Origin of the sequence: Nocardioides sp. T2.26MG-1 (assembly GCF_950101795.1) — a bacterium.
GTDB lineage: Bacteria > Actinomycetota > Actinomycetes > Propionibacteriales > Nocardioidaceae > Nocardioides.
This window is the reverse complement of sequence record NZ_CATNLZ010000034.1, coordinates 93,621-114,340: the sequence shown is the minus strand read 5'-3', so window position 1 is coordinate 114,340 and position 20,720 is coordinate 93,621. Positions and strand designations below refer to the sequence as shown.

Genomic DNA, 20,720 nt, shown 5'->3' with positions numbered 1-20,720 from the left:
GTCAGCTCGGGGCCGTCACCGCCCGGGTCAGCTCGTCGACGGCCCGGCGGACCTCGGTGTCGAGCCGGTCCCAGGGGACGCCGTGCTCACTCGCGCCGTCGGCGGCGGACCGCTCGATGAGCCGGGCCAGCGCGGCCGCAGGCGCGGCCCCGATGTTGTCGGCGGCGCCGGCGAGCTGGTGGGCCTGGGCCCGGAGCCGGGACGGGTCGCCCTCCTCCGCGGCGGTCCGGATCGCGAGGACGAGCTCGGGGGCGCTGGTCGCGAACGCGTCGGCCAGCGCGGGCAGCAGCCCGCCGCGGGCGGGGTCCCCGAGGCCACGCAGCAACGCGAGCCGCTCGGGGTCGATCGCCGGGCCGGACGCGACGGGAGCCGGGGGCGTCGCCGGCGCCGGTGCCGCGGCCGCGACCGGCACCCAGCGTGAGAGCACCCGCTCGAGCGCCGCCGCGTCGACCGGCTTGGGGACGAAGCCGTCCATCCCCGCGGCCGCGCAACGCAGGCGGTCGTCCTCGGTCGCGGACGCGGTCATCGCGATGATCGGCAGCCGCGACCCCGTCTCGCGGGCGCGGATCCTGGCCGTCGCCTCGAACCCGTCCATCACGGGCATCCGGCAGTCCATGAGCACGGCCGCGTAGGACTGGGCCGCGACGGCCTCGACCGCCGCCGCGCCGGTCTCGGCCAGGTCGACCTCGAACCCCAGCCGGGACAGCAGGCCCTCGGCGACGAGCTGGTTGATGCGGTTGTCCTCGGCGACCAGGATGCGGCCTCGTCGCGGCGCCGTCGTGCTCGGTGCCGGGGACCCCGCCGGTCGGGGCGGGGTGTCGACGGAGTGGGCCAGCAGCTCGGCGAGCCGGGTCTCGAGCTCGCCGGTCCGGACCGGCTTGGTCAGCACGGCGCGCACCCCCGCTCGCTGCAGGGTGTCCCGGTCGACCTCGGCCGAGACCGCGAGGATGACCACCACGCTGTCGCGCAGGACGGGGTCGGAGGTGATGGAGGCGGCCAGCTCGAGACCGTCCGCGTCCGCCGCCCCCGCGTCGACGACGACGGCCGGGTAGGGGTCGTGGGCGGCGACTGCGGCCCGCAGGCGCTCGACGACCCCCTCGGCATGGGCGATGGCGTCCGGCCGCATCCCGGCCCGGGCGAGCTGGGAGGTGAGCGCGTCGCGCTGCGCCGGGTGGTCCTCCACGACCAGGACCCGGACCCCCGACAGCGCGGTGGGCCTCGGATCCGGGGTGCGGCTGGCGGGCTCGGTGGTCAGGGGGACGACGAACCAGAAGGTGCTCCCGCGGCGCACCTGGCTCTCGAACCCGATGGTGCCGCCCATGAGCTCGACCAGTCGCCGCGAGATCGCGAGCCCGAGCCCGGTGCCGCCGTACCGCCGGGTGGTCGACGCGTCGGCCTGCGTGAACGACTCGAACAGCGTCTCCCGGGCTGCCGCGGAGACGCCGATGCCGGTGTCGGCGACCTCGAACCGCACGGGCACCTGGCCGGGGCCTGTGGGATGCGCGGCCGCGCGGCTCAGCGAGGCACGGATGACCACCTCGCCGGTGTCGGTGAACTTCACGGCGTTCGCGGCGAGGTTGAGCAGCACCTGACGCAGCCGTGCCTCGTCGCCGACGACCCCGACGGGCACCTCGGGGGAGCAGTGGACGACGAGCTCGACCTCCTTGCGGGCCGCGGCGGGTGCCACCATGCCGGCGACGGCGTCCACGACCTGGCGCGGGTCGAACGGCGCCTGCTCGAGCTGCAGCATGCCGGCCTCGATCTTGGAGAGGTCCAGGATGTCGTCGATCAGCGTCAGCAGCGTGGTGCCGGCCTCGTGCAGCCCGTCGACGTAGCGCCGCTGGGACCGGTCGAGCTCGGTGTGGAGCAGCAGGCTGGTCAGGCCGATGACGCCGTTCATCGGAGTGCGGATCTCGTGGCTCATCGTGGCCAGGAACGCCGACTTCGCCTGGTTGGCGGCCTCGGCCTCCCGGCGGGCCTCGACCGCCTCGCGCCGCGCGTCCTCGAGGGCCGCGGTGCGCTTGCGGATGCGCCGTTCCAGGTGCGAGCGGCTGGCGCTCAGCTCCTCGGCGAGCATGTTGATCCCGAAGATCACCGCGTCGAGGTCCTCGTCGTCGTGGACCCGGTCGCCCCGAGCGTCGAGGTCGCCCGACGCGAGTCGACTGAGGAGCTCGATGACGGGATCGATGCGCCCCTGACCCGTCATGGCTGCGACCGGAGCCACGCGACGGCGTCGGCCTCCGCTGCGAACATGCGCAGCGGGATGTCGCCGCGCCGCAGGCCGAGGAAGAAGTTCGCGAGCATCCGGGCCGGAGCGTTCTGCGCCAGCAGGGCCACGGCCCGGTAGTGGGGGTTCTGGTTCATGAGGAACTCGCGGGCGTCCCGGTCGAACTGCACCCCGTCGCGCAGGTCGACCAGCAGGCACACCTTCCCGCTGGCGAAGCCCCGGATCTCGGCGTTGATGGCCTTCGCCCGGGCGAGGTCGCAGTGGGCTCCGGGGCTCCAGGTCGTGCGGGCGATGGCGGCGTCCTCGTCCCACGAGACCTGGTACTGGTCGTCCGCCGACACGCCGATCACCTCCCCACGTCCCAGCCGTCGGCTGAGTCAGCCCCCTGCGCTGCTCATCGGCAGCTCGGACGCCATCCTGAGGGGCTGAGGCCGAGCGTCACTCGGTCCGGAGGTTGGCCGGGTCGACGGCGGCGTCGAGCCACGGGCGGACCAGCGCGGTCGCCGCGACGACGGAGACGCCGACCACCAGCGCGACCAGGACGAGGGCCGCCAGCCCCCCGGCGTAGGCGACCGGCGACGCACCGACCAGCCAGCCGTAGCCGAGCGAGCCGGCCACCGACCCGGCCAGGGTCAGCGGCAGCGTCGTGAGCAGGCACTCGGTGCGCTGCGCGGCCCGCAGTGCGGACACCGGGACCCCGGTCGCGAGCAGGGCGGCGGTCTCGCGACGGTGCTCACCGGTGGTCTCGACCGAGTGCACCGCGATCGACGTGGCGATGAGGGCGACCGCGAGCAGCGCGCACACGCCGACCACCGACGCCGGGACGAGGTAGTCGTCCCGGTCGTACGACGAGGTGCTCTGCACCACGTCGGCGACGAACACCCCGAGCACCCCGGTGGTCAACCCGACGGCGCCGACCGCGGCCGCCGCCCGGCCGGCGGGGCGCGGGTTGGCGTGCAGCCGCCGCGCGGCCAGCAGCGTGGGCGCCCGCTGCGCGCGCCGGGCCGCCACCGCGCCCGCGGCGTGCGCCGCCCACGGTGCGAGCCCGACCGAGCCGAGGGTGACCAGCACCACGGCGGAGATCAACCAGGTCAGGCCCAGGGGGCTCGACGACCCGCCGCGTCCGCTGATCACGACGAGGACGCCGACCCCGACCAGCACGAGCAGAGCGGACCAGGGCCGGGGTGCGCTCCGTTGCCCGCCGCGTGCCACCAGCGCCGTGGCCCGCGAGCCGCGGCGCCTGCCGACGAGGGCGCCGTACGCCGCCACCACCAGCACGACGGGCAGCGTCCAGGGCCCCGGACCCACCGTCGTGGGCACGAGTGCGGCGCCGTGCTCGGCCAGGCGGTGGCCGAGCACCTCGCGCAGCAGCCACCAGCCGGGCACCCCGAGCAGCGCCCCCGCCAGGGCCGGGAGCCCGACCTCCACCGCCGCCCACCGTCTGAGGTCGCGGCGGGTGGCGCCGGCCACCGACAGCGCGGCGTACCGCCGATGCTGGCCGGTCGAGCCCAGGCGCACCGCCTGGTCGAGGAGGAGCAGGACGGGGACGGTCAGCAGCACCACGGTGAGGACCGCCCCCGGCCGGGTGCCCGGGTCGCGGATCGGGGCCAGCAGCGGCTCCTGCGCGGGCCCGTTCCAGCTGTCGCTCCCGTCGACCCGGGAGATGGCGGCGGCCACGAGCAGCAGCGCGGCCGTGGCCGCGGTGGTGACCACCACGAGCGCGGCGCGCCCGCGCCCGGCGGCGAGCACGACCGTCACCGCGAGCGGCCTCATGCGGGATCGCCCGGACCCGGCTCGACGGCGCCGTCGCGCAGCACGACCTCGCGGTCGGCCACGGCCGCCACCCGGTTGTCGTGGGTGACCAGCACCAGCGCGGCCTCGGTCTCGCGGGTCGCCTTGACCAGCACGTCGAGCGCGAGCTCGCCGGTGACGGTGTCGAGGGCGCCGGTCGGCTCGTCGGCGAAGACGATGTCGGGCGAGGTGACCAGTGCTCGGGCGATCGCCACCCGCTGCGCCTCGCCTCCGGACATCGCCGTCGGCCGGGTGGTCGCGAGCTGGCCGACCTCGAGCCGCTCCAGCCACTGGGCGGCGACCGCGGCGGCGTCGGGCCGGCGGCGGCCCTCGAGCAGGAGGGGGAGCGCGACGTTCTCCAGCGCGGTGAGCTCGGGCACCAGCTGGCCGAACTGCAGCACCAGCCCGAAGCTGATCCGCCGCAGCCGGGTGCGCTCGTCGACGCCGAGCCCGTCGAGGCGGGCGCCTCGGAAGGTCACCACGCCGCTGTCGGGGAGGAGCACGCCGGCCAGGCAGTGCAGCAGGGTGGACTTGCCGCTGCCCGACGGACCGGTGATGGCCACGCACTCGCCGGGCCGCAGCTCGAGGGCGGCGCCGCGCAGCGCGACCGTCCGCCCGAAGGACTTGTGGATGCCGTGCGCCGACAGGATCGGCTCCGGTGCGTCGATCATCGTGTCGTCCCGTCCTGCGCGATCCGCTCGCGCGTCTCCTCCAGCCACCGCAGGTCAGCGTCCAGGTGGGCCAGTGTGTGGTCGAGCGCGATCCGGGTGCCTGGCTCTGCGGCCGCGGCCCGCTCCCGGGTGAGCGCCCGCATCGCCTCGAGGTGGACCGCGCGCTGCCGGCGCAGGAAGTCGACGCTGTCCGCGCCCGTGTGCAGCGCGGTGATCGTCTTGCGGACCAGCTCGTCGGCGGCGTACGGCCCCGGCTGCTCGGTCTCGGCGAGCCAGCGGCGCAGCTCGTCGCGCCCGGACGCGGTCAGCGCGTAGACGGTGCGCTCGGGCCCGGCGTGCTGCCGGGTCTCGACCTGCTCGACCAGGCCGTCCCGCTCGAGGCGGGCCAAGGTGGCGTAGACCTGCCCGTAGGCGAGGGGTCGCGCAGCGGGGAACCGGCCGTCGTGCGCCCGCTTGAGGTCGTACCCGTGCGCCGGACCTGCGGCGAGGACGCCGAGGAGCACGGATCCGAGAGACATGGTGCATGTATACACCATGTGTATACATCGGATGAATAGGTGGTTTTGTCGGGCGCGGGTCGGGTGCCGGAGCACCGCGCGGGTCGCGCGGGTGGTGCCGCCCTCTCAGGCCTGGACGGTCTCGCTGGTCTGAGCGGGCCGGGTGTCGGTGAAGGCGCACCCGCCGGGGACGCCGAGCCGGCGCAGGATGATCGCCGCCGGGCAGAAGCCGGTGAAGCTCGACTGCAGCAGGTTGAGCCCGACGAAGGCGGTGAGCAGCAGCCACCACGGCGAGACCACGGCGGCGAGCAGGGCGCTGACGAGCGTGACGGTGCCGGCGACGGTGAGGACGGCGCGGTCGAGGTTCATGACGTGGGGGTTCCTTTGCTGTGGACATGCGGATGTGCCGCGACTGGGGTCCAAAGACCCGATCGCCGGGTCACTGGACCCTCGCCCACTATATACCCCGGGGGGTATACCTGAAGGCACGGAACCACCCACAGGAGGAACGAGATGCGTGCGAAGGTCCTGGTGCTCGGCGCCAACTTCGGAGGGATGACGGCGGCGCTCGCCGTACGGCACGAGCTGCACGGCGACGTGGACGTCACGGTCGTGTCGGCCAGCGACCACTTCCTCTTCAATCCCAGCCTGATCTGGCTGCCGTTCGGCAAGCGCGACCGTGAGGACATCACGTTCCCGGTGGCGCCCACTCTCGAGTCGCACGGCATCGAGTTCGTGCACGCCGCCGCGACCGGGATCGACCCGGTGGCCAAGAAGGTCACCACCGACGGTGGTCACGAGCTCGACTACGACTACCTCGTGATCGCGACCGGCTACCGCAACAAGGACGACGTGGTCCCCGGGTTCTCCGAGAACGCCAACACGATCACCACCCTGGTCGAGGCCGAGCGCACGGGCGCGGCCTGGCAGCGCTACCTCGACGACGCCCGCGGGTCCCGCGGCCCCCAGGACGTGGTGATCGCCGCCAGCCAGAGCGCGGGCTGCTTCGGTGCGGCGTACGAGTTCCTGTTCAACACCTCCTACCAGCTCAAGAAGGCCGGCCTGCGCAAGCAGGTCAAGCTGACCTACGTGACCTCCGAGCCGTTCCTCGGGCACTTCGGGATCGGCGGGCTCCCGCACGGCGAGCAGCTGCTCGGGATGTTCCTGAAGAAGGAGGGGATCGAGACGCGCCTCAGCGTCGGCATCGACCACGTCGACCAGGGGTCGATGGTCCTCGCCGACGGCGAGCGGCTGCCGTTCGGCTTCGGCATGGTGGTGCCGCCGTTCCTCGGGCAGGACTTCCTCAAGACCTCCGACGGCCTGGCCGACGAGAAGGGCTACGTGCGGGTGCGCGACACCTACCAGAGCGACAAGTACGACGACATCTACGCGGTCGGCGTGGCCGCCGCCGTCGACGTCCCGTGGCAGACCCCGACCCCGGTCGGCCTCCCCAAGACCGGCTTCCCGACCGAGGTGATGGCGCACACGGCCGCGGCCAACATCGCCGCCCAGATCAAGGGCGAGCAGCCGACCCAGGTGAAGAGCTTCGGCGACATCAAGGCGGTCTGCGTGATGGACGCCGGGAACAACGGCGTGATCATCCTGGCCGACAAGATGCTGCCGCCGCGCAAGCACGGCGTGCTGATCCCCGGCCCGCAGGCGCACCTGATGAAGCTCGGCTTCGAGAAGTACTTCCTCTGGAAGATGCGCAACGGCCACGTCCAGCTGCCCTGACTCCTGCAGCGGGACGTGGTGAGGGGGGAGTGTCGTGGCGGTCGGTCAGCCGGCCGCCACGGCCACTGCCCCGGCCGCCAGGACCACGATGAAGCCGGCCAGCTCGACCATGCCGATCGCGCCCGGCCGCATCCCCGACCAGTCGCGCCGCAGCGCCCGGCCCGCGAGCAGCGCGAACGGCACCACGAACGCCCAGCCCTCCGGGAGCCCCCAGGCGAGGGCCAGCGCCGGTGACGCGACCAGGCAGGCCACGGCGTACCACCGCGACGCGCTCGCGTAGCGCGGGTCACGGCGTTCGCGCAGCAGCGACTTCACGTGCAGCGTCGAGCCCAGCAGGACCATCGCACACACCCCGCTCAGCAGCCAGGCGTGCGCCGAGACCGCGCCCAGCAGCGCCCCGGGCGACCAGGTGTCCGGGTCGTCCCCGACCAGTGCCGTGACCACGACCATGACCGAGCACTGGGCGACGAACACCGCGTCGTTGACCAGGTCGCGCTCGCGGTTGCGCCGTGCGTAGGCGAGGTTGACCGCGAACGACGCGAGGTAGACCGCGGCGACCCAGAGCAGCCACGGGCGCAGGGCGACCGCCGCGAGGCCCGCCGGCGCGAACACCGCGACCCAGATCGCGAGCGGCCGGCGGAACCGCTCGGGCCGGCGGGCCCGGACGTAGCTGAGCAAGAAGTACGACGCCGGGTAGGCCGCCACCCACGCCCAGGCCAGCGGCAGCCACGTCCACGCCGGGTCGGCCACCAGGAACCCGAGGGCCAGCGGCAGGCCGAGGAACGCCCAGGCGCCGTGCTGGGGCGGGACCAGCGACGTGCGCTGGACGGCTCGGGCCGGGGGAGGGGCGGCGGCGGTCACGGACCGAGCCTACGAACGTGCGGACCGTCCCGCATCCCGGGGAATGCCGACCGCGCGCCGGATGCTGTGTACGATGTCAACTGGAACCGGCCGCACGTCGTGGGCCGGTGCTCCGCGCCGAGTCCCGGCCGTCTCGCCGGCACTCATCGATCTCGTAGATCCGTGGACCAGCACGTCGAGTGGCGCGTCGCCCGGGCGCACCTCTCGCCGTACCGAACAGTCGTTTCGCACCGTCGTATCGCAACCGGGCACACTCCGGAGGAGGGGTCCTTGGCTCGACAGGGCCAGCGCCAGTCGGCGGGTCGTCGTGCACCGGCACGCAACCAGCGCCGCGGCGGCCGCGCGCTCGACAACGAGGGCATCATCCCGGTACTCGCCCGCGCCGTGCGCGAGGTCGAGACCGCCGTCCAGCGCGGCGCGGTCGCACCGTCGACGCGCACCAAGTTCCAGGTGGTCGCGCTCCTGGTCCGCGAGGAGCGGGCCCGGGTCAAGGCCGACCCGGAGAGCACCGAGGCGCAGCGCGCCGAGCAGCTCAAGCGGCTCGACGGGATCGCCACCATCCTCGCCAAGAGCGCCGCCCGGGAGACCTCCCTCCTCGCGCTGCTGGCCGAGCAGGCCGAGGTCTCCGACGCCGCCCGCGAGCTGCGCCGCCGGATGATCGAGGCCGCCGGCCTCGATGCGGAGGAGGAGCCCGAGCCCGAGGCGCCCGAGACGCTCGCCGTGGTCTCCGGGCCGAGCCGGCGGGTGGTGCCCCAGTCGGTCATCCAGCGCCAGCTCTCCAACCCGTTCCTGGTCCCCGACTTCTCCCACGTCCAGCCCGGCAGCGGCCACGCCCGCCGGCTGGCCGGCTGGGAGCTGCTCGGCCCGCTGTTCCGCTCGTTCGAGTACGCGTCGAACGGCATCTCGTGCATGCCGCTGCCCGAGCCGATCTCGGCGGTCAAGCTCCCCGACGGCCGCGAGCTCATGCACCACCAGGCACAGCTCGTGGCCGGGGCCGGCAGCGGCCACCGCACGTTCCTGCTCGCCGACGAGCCCGGCCTCGGCAAGACCGCCCAGGCGCTGCTCGCGGCCCAGGCCGCCGACGCCTACCCGCTGCTGGTCGTCGTGCCCAACGTCGTCAAGACCAACTGGGCGCGCGAGGTCGGGCTCTGGACCCCCAACCGCTCGGTGACCGTGATCCACGGCGACGGCGAGGACGTCGACGGGTTCGCCGACATCGTGGTGGTCAACTACGAGGTGCTCGACCGGCACGTGGGCTGGCTCGGCCAGCACGGCTTCCGCGGCATGGTCGTCGACGAGGCGCACTTCATCAAGAACAAGTCCTCGCAGCGCTCCCAGCACGTGCTGCAGCTCTCGGACAAGATCCGCAGCCGCTACGCCCGGCCGCTGCTGATGGCCCTGACCGGCACCCCGCTGATCAACGATATCGAGGACTTCCAGGCGATCTGGGAGTTCCTCGGCTGGATCGACGAGAAGAAGCCGCTCGGCGCGCTGATGGACGCCCTCGAGGACACCGGTCTCACGCCGGCCGACCCGGGCTTCTACCCCAACGCCCGCCGCGCGGTCGTCGAGATGGGCATCGTCCGGCGCCGCAAGATCGACGTCGCCGCCGACATCCCCGCCCGCCGGATCGCCGACCTGCCGGTCGAGCTCGACGACGAGGCCGGCCGCTCGATCCGCGAGGCCGAGCGCGAGCTGGCCCGCCGGCTGGTCGAGCGCTACGAGATGGCGCTGGCCACCCGCAAGGAGGGCCGCACGGTCGAGGGCATCGACCACGAGCTGGTCCGCCGCGTCGCCACGTGGGAGCGCGAGGACATGGACACCTCGAGCGGCGAGAACGTGTTCAGCATGATGCGCCGCATCGGCCGCGCCAAGGCCGGCCTCGCGGCCGACTACGCCGCCCAGCTGGCCCGCAGCGTCGGCAAGGTCGTGTTCTTCGCCAAGCACATCGAGGTGATGGACATCGCCGAGGAGACGTTCGCCGCGCGCGGCATCCGCTACTCCTCGATCCGCGGCGACCAGACCACCCCGGTGCGCCAGCGCAACATCGACGCGTTCGTCGACGACCCCGAGGTCGCGGTGGTCGTCTGCTCGCTGACCGCGGCCGGCGTCGGCGTCAACCTGCAGGTCGCCTCCAACGTCGTGCTCGCCGAGCTGTCCTGGACCGACGCCGAGCAGACCCAGGCGATCGACCGGGTGCACCGCATCGGCCAGGAGGAGCCGGTCACCGCCTGGCGGATCATCGCCTCGCAGACCATCGACACCCGGGTCGCCGAGCTCATCGACAGCAAGGCCGGCCTCGCCGCGGTCGCGCTGGACGGCTCCGACGAGGAGATCGGGTCGTCGGTCGACATCCAGCTCGAGGCGCTGGTCGCGCTGCTCACCCGGGCGCTCACCGAGGCGCAGGAGGCCGCCGCCTCCTGACGTGTCCTGCGCCACACTGAACCGCACAGGCGGTTGCTGCGTGTGACCGGGTGGGAGGTGAGATGGCGACCGACAGCCAGGGGAGCCCCGAGGCGCTGATGCAGCAGCTGCACGACGAGCATGCCGCCGCGCTCTGGGGCTACTGCCTGCGGCTGACCGGGCAGGACCGCGCCCGTGCCGAGGATGTCGTGCAGGAGACGCTGCTGCGCGCCTGGCGCAACTTCCCGGCGCTCGACGAGGCCCACGGGTCCGTCCGCGCCTGGCTGTTCCGGGTCGCCAAGAACATCGTGATCGACGAGTGGCGCACCAAGCGCTCGCAGAGTGAGTTCGCAGTCGCGGAGGTGCCCGAGGGGGCCGGGGAGCCGGACCGCACCGACCAGCTGCTGCTGTCGTGGGTGGTTGCGGACGCGCTCACCCGGCTCTCGGCGGAGCACCGGGCGGTGCTGCTCGAGTGCTACTACCGCGGCCAGTCCGTCGCCGAGGCCTCGCGCCGCCTCGGCGTGCCCGAGGGCACGGTCAAGTCGCGCACCCACTACGCGCTGCGGGCGCTCCGGCTCGCGCTCGAGGAGAGCGGGGTGGTGGCATGAACAGCGTGGGCAGCTGCGAGCTGAGCCACCTCGACGGCGCCTACGTGCTCGGTGCGCTGTCGCCCGAGGAGCGCCTGGAGTTCGAGCGGCACCTCCCCGGGTGTCCCACGTGCGCCCGCGCGGTGCAGCAGCTCGCCGGCCTGCCCGGCCTGCTCTCGCAGGTCTCGGCCGAGGTCCTCGAGTCCGCGCCGGTCGACGAGCCCGTGCCCGACACGCTGCTCCCCGCGCTGGTGCGGGAGGTACGACGCGGCCGCCGGCGCCGCCACTGGGCGACCGGCCTCGCCGCGGCCGCCGCGGTGGTCGCGGTCGCCGGGGTGTCCGTCGCGGTCGTGACCGCGGGTGACGACGGCACGCCGAGTGCGACGCCCCCGATCTCGGCCGCGCCGTCCCAGCAGATGACCCCGGTCGGCACCAGTGGCACCACCGGCTGGCTGACGCTGACCTCGGTGGCGTGGGGCACCCGCCTCGAGCTGACCTGCAGCTACCCGCTGCCGGAGGGCTACCACGGGGGCGGCCCGCCGACGTACGAGATGGTCGTGCACACCCGTGAGGGCGCCACCGAACGGGTCGCGAGCTGGCGCGGTGTCGCGGACCGCCCGATCACGATCACCGGCGCCACGGCACTCGAGGCCGCGGACATCGTCTCGGTCGAGGTGCAGATCTCCGGCGGCCCCCGCGTCCTGCGCCTGACTACCGGCTGAACGACTCCAGGAACCGGTCGCGGAAGGAGTCCATCCGCCAGACCGTCGCGTCCGGGCCCGGGTGCAGGCCCGGCTGCCAGCCCCACCCGGCGACCCGGTCCGCGACCCGCGGGTCCTGGGCGATGACCGAGATCGGAACGTCGTGTCCAGGGCCGGGCCCGCTCACGTAGGAGTGCGGCTGGTGGTCGCCGAGGACCACCAGCACGAGGTCGGGGTCGGGATAGGTCTCCAGGAACGAGATCAGGGTGCCCATCGTGTACTCGACCGACTGGCCGTAGAGCTTGCGCACGTCGGAGGAGGCGGGCTGGGTGGGCGTGTCGGTGAACACCGAGCCGTCGCCGACCCGGTCCCACGGCACCAGGTCGGGCGACGGCGCCCACGGGTGGTGGCTGGAGACCAGATCGATCTCGGCCATCACCGGGCGCCGGTCCGCCGGGGCGAGCTCGAGGTCGCGGAACCGCGCCAGCGTGTACTGGTCCGGCATCGTGGCGTAGCCGTACCGCGGGCCGCGGTAGCCGACGTTGCGGGAGTCGTAGAGCTGGTCGAACCCGTAGAACCCGGCGCCCTCCGGCCAGTCGCGGGTGTTCGCGGGCACGTCGAAGACCGTGCGCCAGCCCGCGCCCGCGAACGCCGAGGCGAGCGTCAGCCGGTCGGCGCCGAGCAGCTGGTCGTAGCGCTGCTGGCTGTCGACCCACAGCCCAGACTGGAACGTGGAGTGGGCGAGCCAGCTGGCCGCGCCGAACGTGGGCGAGGTGAGGAACGCGCTGCGCGACGACCAGCCCGCGGCGCGCAGCCGGCGGGTGCCGTCGTCGAGCACGGCGTCCACGCCCGGTGAGAACGTCGTGCCCTGCACCGCGACCCGGCCGTAGGACTCGACGAACACCACGAGCACGTCCATGCCCCGCAGCCCACGCAGCAGCCGGCCCGGAGGTGTCGCGGCGTAGCGGTCGGTCGCGATCTCGCGGTCGAACGTACGCCGGTCGGCGAGGTCCGCACGCACCTGGCGCACCTCGTCGAAGGCGAGCACCGCGGCTCCGCTCGAGCCCCCCTCGGTCAGCGGCGCCAGGACGACCGACGGCAGCGCAAGCACGAGCCCCGCCGCCACCGCCGACCGGCGGTGGGCCGCGGCGATGCCGGCGACCCGGGCCGCGGCCAGGGCGAGGAGCACGAGCAGGCCGAGGCCGAGCGCGACCGCGGCGATCGCCGTCGCCCGCGCGGCGGTGACGCCGATCGAGTCGCCGAGCACCCCGACGCCCGGGCCGAGGTAGACCCAGTCGGCCACCGGGTCGAACGGCCGGTCCAGGATCCGTTCGAACCCGACGTCGAGCACCTTCACGACCACGGCGGCCCCGACGAGCACCCCGAGACCCGCCGCCAGCACCCGGCGGGTCCGATGCCACGGCAGCAGCGCCAGCGCCACGACCAGCAGGGCCTCGGGCGGGGGACGCAGCAGGTCGGCGGGCCGGTCCGGCAGCGCGAGGGCGGCCCACACGACGGCGAGCGACGCAAGCGTGAGCCAGCCGCCCCGCGGGTAGGCCGCAGGCTCGCGCCGCGTCCGCGCCAGCCACCACACGTCGCGCCCGAACGACTCCGCCAGCAGCGCCAGCGCGGCCACGAGGGCCGCCTCGGTCACGGTCGGCGGCAGCACGTCCGCCGCGGCGACCGCGAGCGTGACCCCCTGGATCCCGGCCACGACCTTGCGCCACCGGCGCGGCGGCACCGGGCGGCGCAGCCACGACCACACCCGCTCGGCGAGCCACAGCAGGTAGCGGGCCGCGCCGATCAGCAGGACCCACCACCCGGCCGCGGGGGCGACGTACACGCTCAGGACCGCGATCAGGAACGCGTCGGTCTCCATGTCGAAGCGGGCGCCGAACGCCGACACGGTGCCGGTGCGGCGGGCGACCTGGCCGTCGACCAGGTCCAGCGTGAGCGCGATCGCGACCAGCACCAGCCCGGGGCCGGTCGGGCCGACCACGGCGACCACGACGGCCAGCGCCGCACGGGTGGCCGTGACCAGGTCGGCCGGACGGTGAACCAGGAGCACCTTGCCTCCGTGTGTCGGGGTGTGACCAGTCGTACGGACGCGGCACCGGCCGGGTTCACCCTGACGCGGGCGGCGTGCGCGTTCTGGGTGGAGGCCCCCGGACGCGGCGCGCTGCGCCCGGTCGGGCTCACGGCGCCCGGCCCCGGCGAGGTGCTGGTCCGCGCCCTACACTCCGGGGTCAGCCGCGGGACCGAGACGATCGTCTTCCGCGGGCGGGTGCCGGCCGACCAGCGCGAGGCGATGCGGGCGCCGCACCAGGAGGGCGACTTCCCGGGACCGGTGAAGTACGGCTACCTCAGCGTGGGCGTCGTCGAGCAGGGCCCCGAGGACCTCGTCGGCCGCACCGTGTTCTGCCTGCACCCGCACCAGACGGCGTACGTCGTCCCCGCCGCCGCCGTTACGGTCGTGCCGGACGGAGTGCCGGCCCGGCGGGCCGTGCTCGCCGGCACGATCGAGACCGCGCTCAACGCGCTGTGGGACCTCGGTCCGCTGATCGGCGACCGGGTCGCCGTCGTCGGCGCCGGCATGGTCGGGTGCAGCGTGGCCCGGCTGCTGGCGCGGATCCCGGCCACCGAGGTCACGCTCGTGGACGTCGACACGGAACGGGCCCGGGTGGCCGCCGCGCTCGGGGTCGGCTTCGCGCTGCCCGCCGACGCACCGCCCGGTCGTGACGCGGTCGTGCACTGCAGCGCCACGTCCGAGGGCCTCCAGGTCTCGCTCGACCTGCTCGGCGCCGAAGGTACCGTGCTCGACCTCAGCTGGTACGGCGACCGGCCGGTCCAGGTCGCGCTGGGCGGGTCCTTCCACTCCGGCCGGCTCGGCATCCGGGCCAGCCAGGTCGGCACCGTGGCCGCCGCCCGCCGCGGCACCCGCAGCCACGCCGACCGGCTGGCGCTCGCGCTGGGGCTGCTGCGCGACCCGGCCTTCGACGAGCTGCTCACCGGCGAGTCCGGCTTCGCCGAGCTCCCCGAGGTGATGGACGCGCTCGCGGCCGGCCGCTTCCCCGGGCTGTGCCACACGATCCGCTACGACGCCGATCCGGCAGGGGAGCCCTCATGTACACCGTGACCGTCCGCGACCACATGATGATCGCCCACAGCTTCACCGGTGAGGTGTTCGGGCCGGCGCAGCGCCTGCACGGTGCGACGTACGTCGTGGACGCGGCGTTCTCGGGCCCCGAGCTCGGCCCGGACGGCATCCTGCTCGACATCGGCCGCGCCACCGAGCTCCTGCGGAAGGTGCTCGGCGGGCTGACCTACCGCAACCTCGACGACGAGCCGGAGTTCGCCGGCGTCAACACCTCGACCGAGGTGCTGGCCCGCGCGGTCGCCGACCGGCTGGCCGGGGGCGTGGCCGGGCTGGGTCCGGTGACCGGGCTCCGGGTCACGCTGCACGAGTCGCACGTCGCGTCGGCGAGCTACGAGAGGCCTGTGTCGTGAGGCAGGCGACCGTCCACCTGGTGCGTCCCGTGGGCGTCGACGACCCGGCCCGGCCGAGCGGCGGCAACGTCTACGACCGGCGGGTCGCCGACGGGCTCGGCGCCGTCGAGCACACCTCGACCGGCACGGTCCCGGACGGGTCGCTCACGCTCGTCGACGGGCTGCTCACGACGCCCGCGCTCGTGGCCGAGGCGGACCGGCTGCGGCTGGTCGTGCTGGTGCACATGCCGCTCGGGCCGGACGCCCCCTGGGAGCGGGACGTGCTCTGCGCGGCTGCCGGCGTGGTCGCCACCAGCCGGTGGACCCGGTCGCGGCTGGTGGCGGCGTACGGGCTCGACCCCGCGCGGGTGCTCGTCGCCGAGCCGGGCACCGACCCGGCGCCGGTCGCCCCCGGCTCGCCGGACGGCGGCGCGCTGCTGTGCGTGGGCGCGGTGACGCCGCTCAAGGGGTACGACGTGCTGGCCGCTGCGCTCGCCCGGTTGGACGACCTGCCGTGGACCTGCCGGGGCGTCGGTGCGCTCGACGTCGAGCCGGCCTTCGCCGCCGGCCTCGGGGACACCGTCCGGCTCACCGGGCCGATGACCCGGGCCGAGCTGGACGCGACGTACGCCGAGGCCGACCTGCTCGTGCTCGCGTCGCGGGCGGAGACCTACGGCATGGTGGTGACCGAGGCGCTGGCCCGCGGGCTGCCGGTCGTCGCGGCCGACGTGGGCGGGGTGCGCGAGGCGCTCGGCGGCGGGGGAGTGCTGGTGCCGCCCGAGGACCCGGTGGCGCTGGCCGGCGAGCTGCGGCGCTGGCTCACCGACCGCGGGCACCGCACCCGGCTGCGCGAGGCGGCCCGCCGGCGCCGGGACACGCTGACCGGCTGGGACCGCACGACCGCACTCGTCGCGGCGGCGCTGGATGTGCTGCGATGACCGGGACGACGAGGTGGCTGCGAGTCGCCGGGGGCGTGCTGGTGCTGGCCGTCGTCGTGGAGCGGGTCGGCGGCGGGCCGTTCGTCGACGCCGTGCGCCTGACCTCGCCGGTGGCGTTGCTCGCGGCGCTGATGATCACGGCCGGGACGACGCTGTGCTGCGCCTGGCGCTGGCGGGTGGTGGCCGCGCGGCTCGGGGTCGACGTACCGCTGCGTCCCGCGGTCGGCGCCTACTACCGCTCCCAGTTCCTCAACGCCACGCTGCCGGGCGGGGTCGTCGGCGACGTGCACCGGGCGGTGCGGCACGGCCTCAAGCCGGTCGCGCTCGAGCGGGTCGTCGGCCAGGTGGTGCAGGTGGTCGCCACCGGCGGGGTGCTGCTGCTCGTCTCGCCGTGGCCGGCCGCCGCGGCCGCCGTCGGCGTCGTGCTGACCGCCGGGCTGGTGCGCTGGCCCCAGGTGGTCGCGGCGTCCGTGCTCGCCGCGGCCGGGCACGTCGTGGTGTTCCTGGTCGCGGCGCGGGCCGCCGGCACCGACGCCTCGCTCGTCGAGCTGCTGCCGCTTGCCCTCGTCGTCCTGCTCGCCGCGGCGATCCCGCTCAGCGTCGCGGGTTGGGGGCCGCGCGAGGGTGCGGCCGCGTGGGCTTTCGCGGGTGCCGGGCTCGGGGCGGCGCAGGGCGCGACGGTCGCGGTGGTCTACGGCCTGCTGGCCCTGGTCGCCACCCTGCCCGGTGCCGTGCTGGTCACCCGCGGCCTGGCGAGGGAGGCGGTGGCCCGTGGCTGAGCGTCCCTACACGCTGCTGAGCTGCGGCATGTCGCTCGACGGCTACCTCGACAGCGCGGCCGACGAGCGGCTGATCCTCTCCAACGACGCCGACCTCGACCGGGTCGACGCGGTCCGCGCGGAGTGCGACGCGATCCTGGTCGGCGCCGCGACCGTCCGCAACGACAACCCCCGGCTCTTGGTGCGCAAGCAGGAGCGGCGCGACGAGCGGGTGGCCCGCGGCCTGGCGCCGACGCCGGTGAAGGTCACCGTCACCTGCCGCGGCCGGCTCGACCCACGGGGCCGGTTCTTCACCACCGGCGACGCCGAGAAGCTGGTCTACAGCCCCACCGGCGCCGCCGGCGACCTGCGCTCGCGCCTCGGCTCGGCGGCGACCGTCGTCGACGGTGGGCCACGGGTCACGATGCGCCGGATGAGCGAGGACCTCCACGACCGCGGGGTGCGCCGGCTGATGGTCGAGGGCGGCGGCACCATGCACACCCAGTTCCTCACCGAGGACCTCGCAGACGAGCTGCACCTCGTGGTGGCGCCCTTCTTCGTCGGCGACTCGCGGGCGCGGCGGTTCGTCGACGACGGCCCGTTCCCGTTCCAGCCCGACCGGCCGGCCCGGCTCGTCGACGTACGCCGCATCGGCGAGGTGGTGCTGCTGCGCTACGCGCTGTCGCCGCGGTTCGAGGACGCCTCGTGACCGCCGTGGTCCGCACCGAGCTGCTGGTGCCGCTGCGGCTGGCGGACGGCTGGTCGACCGTCGCGCGGGTGTTCACGTTCGACGGCCTCACCGACCCGCGCGAGCACCTCGCGCTGCGGCTCGGGTCGCCCGGCGACGTACCCCTCGTGCGGGTGCACAGCGAGTGCCTGACCGGCGACGTGTTCGGCAGCCAGCGCTGCGACTGCGGCCCACAGCTGCACGAGTCCTTCCGGCGGGTCGACGCCGTCGGCGGGTACGTGCTCTACCTGCGCCAGGAGGGCCGCGGCATCGGGCTCTACCCCAAGCTCGACGCGTACGCGCTGCAGGACGCCGGGCTCGACACGTTCGAGGCCAACGTCGCGCTCGGGTACGCCGAGGACGAGCGCGACTACTCCGTCGCCGCCCAGATGCTGGCCGCGCTCGGCGTGTCCCGCGTCGCGCTGCTCAGCAACAACCCCGACAAGGCCGAGCAGCTCACGCTCGGCGGCGTCACGGTCGCGGCGCGGGTGCCCACCGCCGTACACCGCTCCGACGCCAACGCCCGCTACCTCGCGGCCAAGGCGCAGCACGCCGACCACACGCTCGATCTCGGCGCCTAGGCAGGGCTCGGGGAATGCGCGGCGGGCTCCGAGCGCTGTCCCCGGCATGGGACATCAGGTGGTCGTGTCGGGGGACCGCATCGAGACGGCGCGGCTCGTGCTCCGGCCGTGGACCGTGGAGGACGCCCCGGCGGCGCTGGAGATCTACGGCGCCGAGGACGTGACGCGGTGGCTGAGCCCCGCCATGGAGCGGGTCGCCGACCTCGCGCACATGGAGGAGCTGCTCTCCCGGTGGAGCTCCGAGGAGCTCGAGCCACCGCAGCGTCGGTGGGCCGTCGAGCTCCGTGACGGCGGCACGCTCGTCGGCAGCGCCACCTTGCGCGCGCTCCCGCCCGGCCACGAGGACCTCGAGGTCGGCTGGCAGCTCGCCCCGGCGTACTGGCACCGGGGCCTGGCCACCGAGGCCGCGCACGCCGTCGCGCACTTCGCCTTCGAGTGCGGTGCCGAGGAGCTGTTCTCCGTCGTCCGGCCGCGCAACGTGCGCGGCATCGCCACCGCCCGCCGGATCGGCATGGAGTGGGTGGGGGAGACCGACAAGTACTACGACCTCCGGCTGCAGGTCTACCGGCTCCGCAAGGCCGACCTCGACCTCCCGGTCCCCGGCGAGCGGCCGATCGCCTGACGGCGGTCTCGCCGTGGGACGATGGCGGCGATGAGTGACGGGGCCGATCGCCAGGACCGGGCCGCGCGGGCCCGTGAGCTCGGCGCGGCCCAGGACCGCCGCAGGCGCCGAGAGTCGGAGCAGGCACAGGCGCTCGTCGACCGGTTCGTCGAGGACGCGGTCCGCGCTGGGCTGCCCACCGAGGAGCTGACCGCCCGGCCGTGGTCGGGTGGCGGTCGCTACCGCACCGGGCTCGTCGGCTGGTACCTCCGCCGCGACCGGTCGGTGGGGATCAGCCGCGAGGGCGGCTACCACGTGCTCGTCGTGGCGCCGCGGCGTTGGGGCCGCTGGCGCACCCTCCGCCTCGACCCGGTCCCGCCACCGCTCGTGGTCGGAGAGGGAGCGCGCGACGGAGAGTCGGTCGCGCTCGAGAACCTGCTGCGGATCCGGCTGGAGTCCTGAACGGGCGGTGAGCCACGGGCGCGCGAGGACCCGGTCCTTGGTTGTCGAAGGAGTGTGGTTGCGGTCCGCCGTGGTCGCCGTGGGACCTCGTCGCCCGCTCTCGGCTGAGGGTGGTCGGTGGTCGCCGTGCTGTGGTGAAGGCCGAAGCCCGAGAATCCGCGCCGACATCAGGTCGTGGGCATGGATGTGGCCCCGCCGGCCGTGGTCGGCGGGGTCGGGTGGTCAGGTATGTCGTGTGTAGGTGCGTCCGTGGGGGCTGGTCCAGGTGAAGATCCGGTGGCCGGTGCGTTGGAGGATCCAGCCGCCGTGGGTCTTGAGGCGATGGTGGAAGCGGCAGAGGGGGACGAGGTTGCATGAGCAGGTCGGGCCGCCGTCGGCCCAGGCGATCGCATGGTCGAGGTCGCAGCCCCGGGATGGCCGGCAACAGCCGGGGAACACGCACGTCGGATGGGTGAGCAGGACCTGCTCACGCAGCCGTGGTGAAGTGGTGTAGCCGGGGACCTCGAGGTGCTCGGTCAGGTCCAGCACCGGTCGGAGGGTGACGGGCCCGGTGGCGGTGGCGCACCAGCCGGCCACCTGGGCGACCAGGACCTGGCTGCGGGTGTTCTCCACGCCGGCGAGGGCGCCCTCGGAGAGGTGGGTGTAGATCACCAGCTCCCGACCCCGCCGGGCCGGCTTCTGCCGCGGCCGCTCGGGCTCGGTGGTGGTCTCCGGCTGGAGCATGAGGTCGCCGCGGGCCAGGGCACCGGCGGCCATCGCGCGGCGCACGTCGAGGGGCTCGGTGCAGCCCAGGTCGGCCAACTGCTGGGCGCCGGTGGTCAGGGCGTGGTCGAGGTCGAGGGCGTCGGCCAGGTCGAGCTCACCGCGCACCGCCATGGTGCCGTCGAGGGAGACCTGGGTGGTGTCGACGTCGCAGAACCGGCCGTCGGCGGCCAGCAGGCGGCGGTGCTCGGCCTCGATCGGGTCGAACGTGGCCCGAGCGGCTTCCACCGTCCGCTCCAGCTGGGCCCAGGACAGCCGGTGCGCGAGGGGGGCCAGGTGCCGGTCGACGTGGTCTGCGCCCTCGGCCGGCAGGGACCGGGTGTGGGCGGCGATGCGGCGGGCCCGCCAGACCGGCACCGCGCCGGCGACCACGCGGGCCCACAACCGGGGGAGGCGGTGGCGGACCTCGACCGCGTCGCCGAGGTAGCTGCGGCCGGCGTCGGTGGACATCCCGACCGCGAGCGCGAAGTCCGCGACGCAGAACTCCGCGACCAGGGGTGCGCCGGGTCCTGCGATCGCGAGCTCACCCTCGGTCCCCTCGACGGTCGCGGCGTCGTCGAGCCCGTCGGCGGGGTGGGCGGTGGCCCACTCGACGGCCAGCTGGAACTGCGCGACCTCGTGCTGGGTCAACGCGGTGTGGGTGGTCTCGAGGGCAGCCAGCAGCGCCCGGGGACCGTCGAGGTCCGGGTGCACGAGCGGGGTGGCTGCCATGTGTCCATCCCAGCAGAGGCCACCGACAATCAGAGCCCCAGAACCCCTTGAATCCACAGGGGTTGGGAAACCCGAAGGTAAAATCTCGGCGCTCTTGGTGGTGGCCGCGCTGCCCTTGGGTGTGGTGGTCTCGACAGGCTCGACCACCGGTGGCAAGTGGCGGCCGGAGAGCCGGGAGGCGACCTGGGCCCGAGGCCGCCGTACCGGTTCTTCTCTGGCAAC

The 20,720-nt window shown here is 74.5% G+C and carries 21 protein-coding genes; 12 read left to right on the top strand and 9 right to left on the bottom strand.

The annotated features are described in order from the left end of the window. Window position 1 precedes the first annotated feature (1 nt). From QQZ14_RS20965 to QQZ14_RS20940, 6 genes are all read right to left on the bottom strand, one after another. A complete protein-coding gene (locus QQZ14_RS20965; RefSeq protein WP_284536368.1) occupies window positions 2-2,206 on the bottom strand; it encodes a hybrid sensor histidine kinase/response regulator in 2,205 nt (734 codons plus the stop codon). Further along, entirely contained in the window at window positions 2,203-2,568 is a 366-nt protein-coding gene (locus tag QQZ14_RS20960; protein ID WP_284536366.1) for an STAS/SEC14 domain-containing protein, read from the bottom strand. Before QQZ14_RS20960 ends, QQZ14_RS20965 begins: the two co-directional genes overlap by 4 nt. A gap of 97 nt (window positions 2,569-2,665) precedes the next feature. Continuing rightward, on the bottom strand, window positions 2,666-4,000 hold the full coding sequence (locus QQZ14_RS20955; RefSeq protein ID WP_284536365.1) for an FtsX-like permease family protein: 1,335 nt from the start codon (window positions 3,998-4,000) through the stop codon (window positions 2,666-2,668). Beyond that, window positions 3,997-4,689: an ABC transporter ATP-binding protein gene (locus QQZ14_RS20950; RefSeq protein WP_284536364.1), complete on the bottom strand. Its 693-nt coding sequence runs from the start codon at window positions 4,687-4,689 to the stop codon at window positions 3,997-3,999. The genes QQZ14_RS20955 and QQZ14_RS20950 overlap by 4 nt, the downstream gene beginning before the upstream one ends. Beyond that, a complete protein-coding gene (locus QQZ14_RS20945; protein WP_284536363.1) occupies window positions 4,686-5,207 on the bottom strand; it encodes a PadR family transcriptional regulator in 522 nt (173 codons plus the stop codon). Before QQZ14_RS20945 ends, QQZ14_RS20950 begins: the two co-directional genes overlap by 4 nt. A 105-nt stretch (window positions 5,208-5,312) precedes the next feature. Continuing rightward, window positions 5,313-5,555 carry a YgaP family membrane protein gene (locus QQZ14_RS20940; RefSeq protein ID WP_284536362.1) on the bottom strand — a complete coding sequence of 81 codons (243 nt, stop codon included), beginning with the start codon at window positions 5,553-5,555 and terminating at the stop codon, window positions 5,313-5,315. Between the two features lie 144 nt (window positions 5,556-5,699). Here QQZ14_RS20940 and QQZ14_RS20935 point away from each other — a divergent pair, with 144 nt between their 5' ends. After that, complete coding sequence (locus QQZ14_RS20935) at window positions 5,700-6,920, top strand: NAD(P)/FAD-dependent oxidoreductase (protein ID WP_284536361.1); 1,221 nt, start codon at window positions 5,700-5,702, stop codon at window positions 6,918-6,920. Window positions 6,921-6,965: 45 nt separating this feature from the next. On the opposite strand, the gene QQZ14_RS20930 is transcribed toward QQZ14_RS20935, so the two are convergent. Then, complete coding sequence (locus tag QQZ14_RS20930; protein WP_284536359.1) at window positions 6,966-7,781, bottom strand: YwiC-like family protein; 816 nt, start codon at window positions 7,779-7,781, stop codon at window positions 6,966-6,968. A gap of 270 nt (window positions 7,782-8,051) precedes the next feature. On the opposite strand from QQZ14_RS20930, the gene QQZ14_RS20925 reads away from it, so the two are divergent. The 3 genes from QQZ14_RS20925 to QQZ14_RS20915 all read left to right on the top strand — a co-directional run bounded on the left by QQZ14_RS20925 (window position 8,052) and on the right by QQZ14_RS20915 (window position 11,493). Then, window positions 8,052-10,205: a DEAD/DEAH box helicase gene (locus QQZ14_RS20925; protein WP_284536357.1), complete on the top strand. Its 2,154-nt coding sequence runs from the start codon at window positions 8,052-8,054 to the stop codon at window positions 10,203-10,205. A gap of 62 nt (window positions 10,206-10,267) precedes the next feature. Next, window positions 10,268-10,792 carry a sigma-70 family RNA polymerase sigma factor gene (locus QQZ14_RS20920; RefSeq protein ID WP_284536355.1) on the top strand — a complete coding sequence of 175 codons (525 nt, stop codon included), beginning with the start codon at window positions 10,268-10,270 and terminating at the stop codon, window positions 10,790-10,792. Beyond that, window positions 10,789-11,493 (top strand): anti-sigma factor family protein, encoded by a 705-nt coding sequence (locus QQZ14_RS20915; protein ID WP_284536354.1) that lies wholly within the window; start codon window positions 10,789-10,791, stop codon window positions 11,491-11,493. The genes QQZ14_RS20920 and QQZ14_RS20915 overlap by 4 nt, the downstream gene beginning before the upstream one ends. Here QQZ14_RS20915 and QQZ14_RS20910 read toward each other — a convergent pair. Then, entirely contained in the window at window positions 11,483-13,540 is a 2,058-nt protein-coding gene (locus tag QQZ14_RS20910) for a CDP-alcohol phosphatidyltransferase family protein (RefSeq protein ID WP_284536353.1), read from the bottom strand. The two genes, QQZ14_RS20915 and QQZ14_RS20910, sit on opposite strands and share 11 nt — an antisense overlap. Window positions 13,541-13,561: 21 nt before the next feature. On the opposite strand from QQZ14_RS20910, the gene QQZ14_RS20905 reads away from it, so the two are divergent. The 8 genes from QQZ14_RS20905 to QQZ14_RS20870 are packed head-to-tail and all read left to right on the top strand — an operon-like array spanning window position 13,562 to window position 19,025. After that, the gene (locus QQZ14_RS20905) at window positions 13,562-14,608 is read left to right on the top strand and encodes a zinc-dependent alcohol dehydrogenase (protein WP_284536352.1); all 1,047 of its coding nucleotides are present in this window, start codon (window positions 13,562-13,564) and stop codon (window positions 14,606-14,608) included. After that, window positions 14,596-14,979 carry a 6-pyruvoyl trahydropterin synthase family protein gene (locus tag QQZ14_RS20900; RefSeq protein WP_284536351.1) on the top strand — a complete coding sequence of 128 codons (384 nt, stop codon included), beginning with the start codon at window positions 14,596-14,598 and terminating at the stop codon, window positions 14,977-14,979. Before QQZ14_RS20905 ends, QQZ14_RS20900 begins: the two co-directional genes overlap by 13 nt. Next, window positions 14,976-15,896, top strand: a complete 921-nt coding sequence (locus tag QQZ14_RS20895; RefSeq protein WP_284536350.1) for a glycosyltransferase family 4 protein — start codon at window positions 14,976-14,978, stop codon at window positions 15,894-15,896. The genes QQZ14_RS20900 and QQZ14_RS20895 overlap by 4 nt, the downstream gene beginning before the upstream one ends. After that, entirely contained in the window at window positions 15,893-16,675 is a 783-nt protein-coding gene (locus tag QQZ14_RS20890) for a lysylphosphatidylglycerol synthase domain-containing protein (RefSeq protein WP_284536349.1), read from the top strand. Before QQZ14_RS20895 ends, QQZ14_RS20890 begins: the two co-directional genes overlap by 4 nt. After that, window positions 16,668-17,363, top strand: coding sequence for a RibD family protein (locus QQZ14_RS20885; protein ID WP_284536348.1), 696 nt, complete (start codon window positions 16,668-16,670; stop codon window positions 17,361-17,363). Before QQZ14_RS20890 ends, QQZ14_RS20885 begins: the two co-directional genes overlap by 8 nt. Next, window positions 17,360-17,962 (top strand): GTP cyclohydrolase II, encoded by a 603-nt coding sequence (locus QQZ14_RS20880; protein WP_284536347.1) that lies wholly within the window; start codon window positions 17,360-17,362, stop codon window positions 17,960-17,962. The genes QQZ14_RS20885 and QQZ14_RS20880 overlap by 4 nt, the downstream gene beginning before the upstream one ends. Before the next feature lie 46 nt (window positions 17,963-18,008). Further along, window positions 18,009-18,584 (top strand): GNAT family N-acetyltransferase, encoded by a 576-nt coding sequence (locus QQZ14_RS20875; RefSeq protein WP_284536346.1) that lies wholly within the window; start codon window positions 18,009-18,011, stop codon window positions 18,582-18,584. 30 nt (window positions 18,585-18,614) lie between these two features. Continuing rightward, window positions 18,615-19,025, top strand: coding sequence for a hypothetical protein (locus QQZ14_RS20870; protein WP_284536345.1), 411 nt, complete (start codon window positions 18,615-18,617; stop codon window positions 19,023-19,025). Between the two features lie 222 nt (window positions 19,026-19,247). Here the strand turns inward: QQZ14_RS20870 and QQZ14_RS20865 are convergent, their stop codons facing one another. Further along, the gene (locus tag QQZ14_RS20865; protein ID WP_284536344.1) at window positions 19,248-20,498 is read right to left on the bottom strand and encodes an HNH endonuclease signature motif containing protein; all 1,251 of its coding nucleotides are present in this window, start codon (window positions 20,496-20,498) and stop codon (window positions 19,248-19,250) included. Window positions 20,499-20,720: the final 222 nt, after the last annotated feature.

Coding starts and splice junctions, on each gene's coding strand:
- QQZ14_RS20865 (WP_284536344.1), bottom strand. CDS start 20,498: ATGGCAGCCACCCCGCTCGTGCACCCGGACCTCGACGGTCCCCGGGCG.
- QQZ14_RS20915 (WP_284536354.1), top strand. CDS start 10,789: ATGAACAGCGTGGGCAGCTGCGAGCTGAGCCACCTCGACGGCGCCTAC.
- QQZ14_RS20890 (WP_284536349.1), top strand. CDS start 15,893: ATGACCGGGACGACGAGGTGGCTGCGAGTCGCCGGGGGCGTGCTGGTG.
- QQZ14_RS20875 (WP_284536346.1), top strand. CDS start 18,009: ATGGGACATCAGGTGGTCGTGTCGGGGGACCGCATCGAGACGGCGCGG.
- QQZ14_RS20900 (WP_284536351.1), top strand. CDS start 14,596: ATGTACACCGTGACCGTCCGCGACCACATGATGATCGCCCACAGCTTC.
- QQZ14_RS20935 (WP_284536361.1), top strand. CDS start 5,700: ATGCGTGCGAAGGTCCTGGTGCTCGGCGCCAACTTCGGAGGGATGACG.
- QQZ14_RS20955 (WP_284536365.1), bottom strand. CDS start 4,000: ATGAGGCCGCTCGCGGTGACGGTCGTGCTCGCCGCCGGGCGCGGGCGC.
- QQZ14_RS20940 (WP_284536362.1), bottom strand. CDS start 5,555: ATGAACCTCGACCGCGCCGTCCTCACCGTCGCCGGCACCGTCACGCTC.
- QQZ14_RS20945 (WP_284536363.1), bottom strand. CDS start 5,207: ATGTCTCTCGGATCCGTGCTCCTCGGCGTCCTCGCCGCAGGTCCGGCG.
- QQZ14_RS20965 (WP_284536368.1), bottom strand. CDS start 2,206: ATGACGGGTCAGGGGCGCATCGATCCCGTCATCGAGCTCCTCAGTCGA.
- QQZ14_RS20920 (WP_284536355.1), top strand. CDS start 10,268: ATGGCGACCGACAGCCAGGGGAGCCCCGAGGCGCTGATGCAGCAGCTG.
- QQZ14_RS20950 (WP_284536364.1), bottom strand. CDS start 4,689: ATGATCGACGCACCGGAGCCGATCCTGTCGGCGCACGGCATCCACAAG.
- QQZ14_RS20870 (WP_284536345.1), top strand. CDS start 18,615: ATGAGTGACGGGGCCGATCGCCAGGACCGGGCCGCGCGGGCCCGTGAG.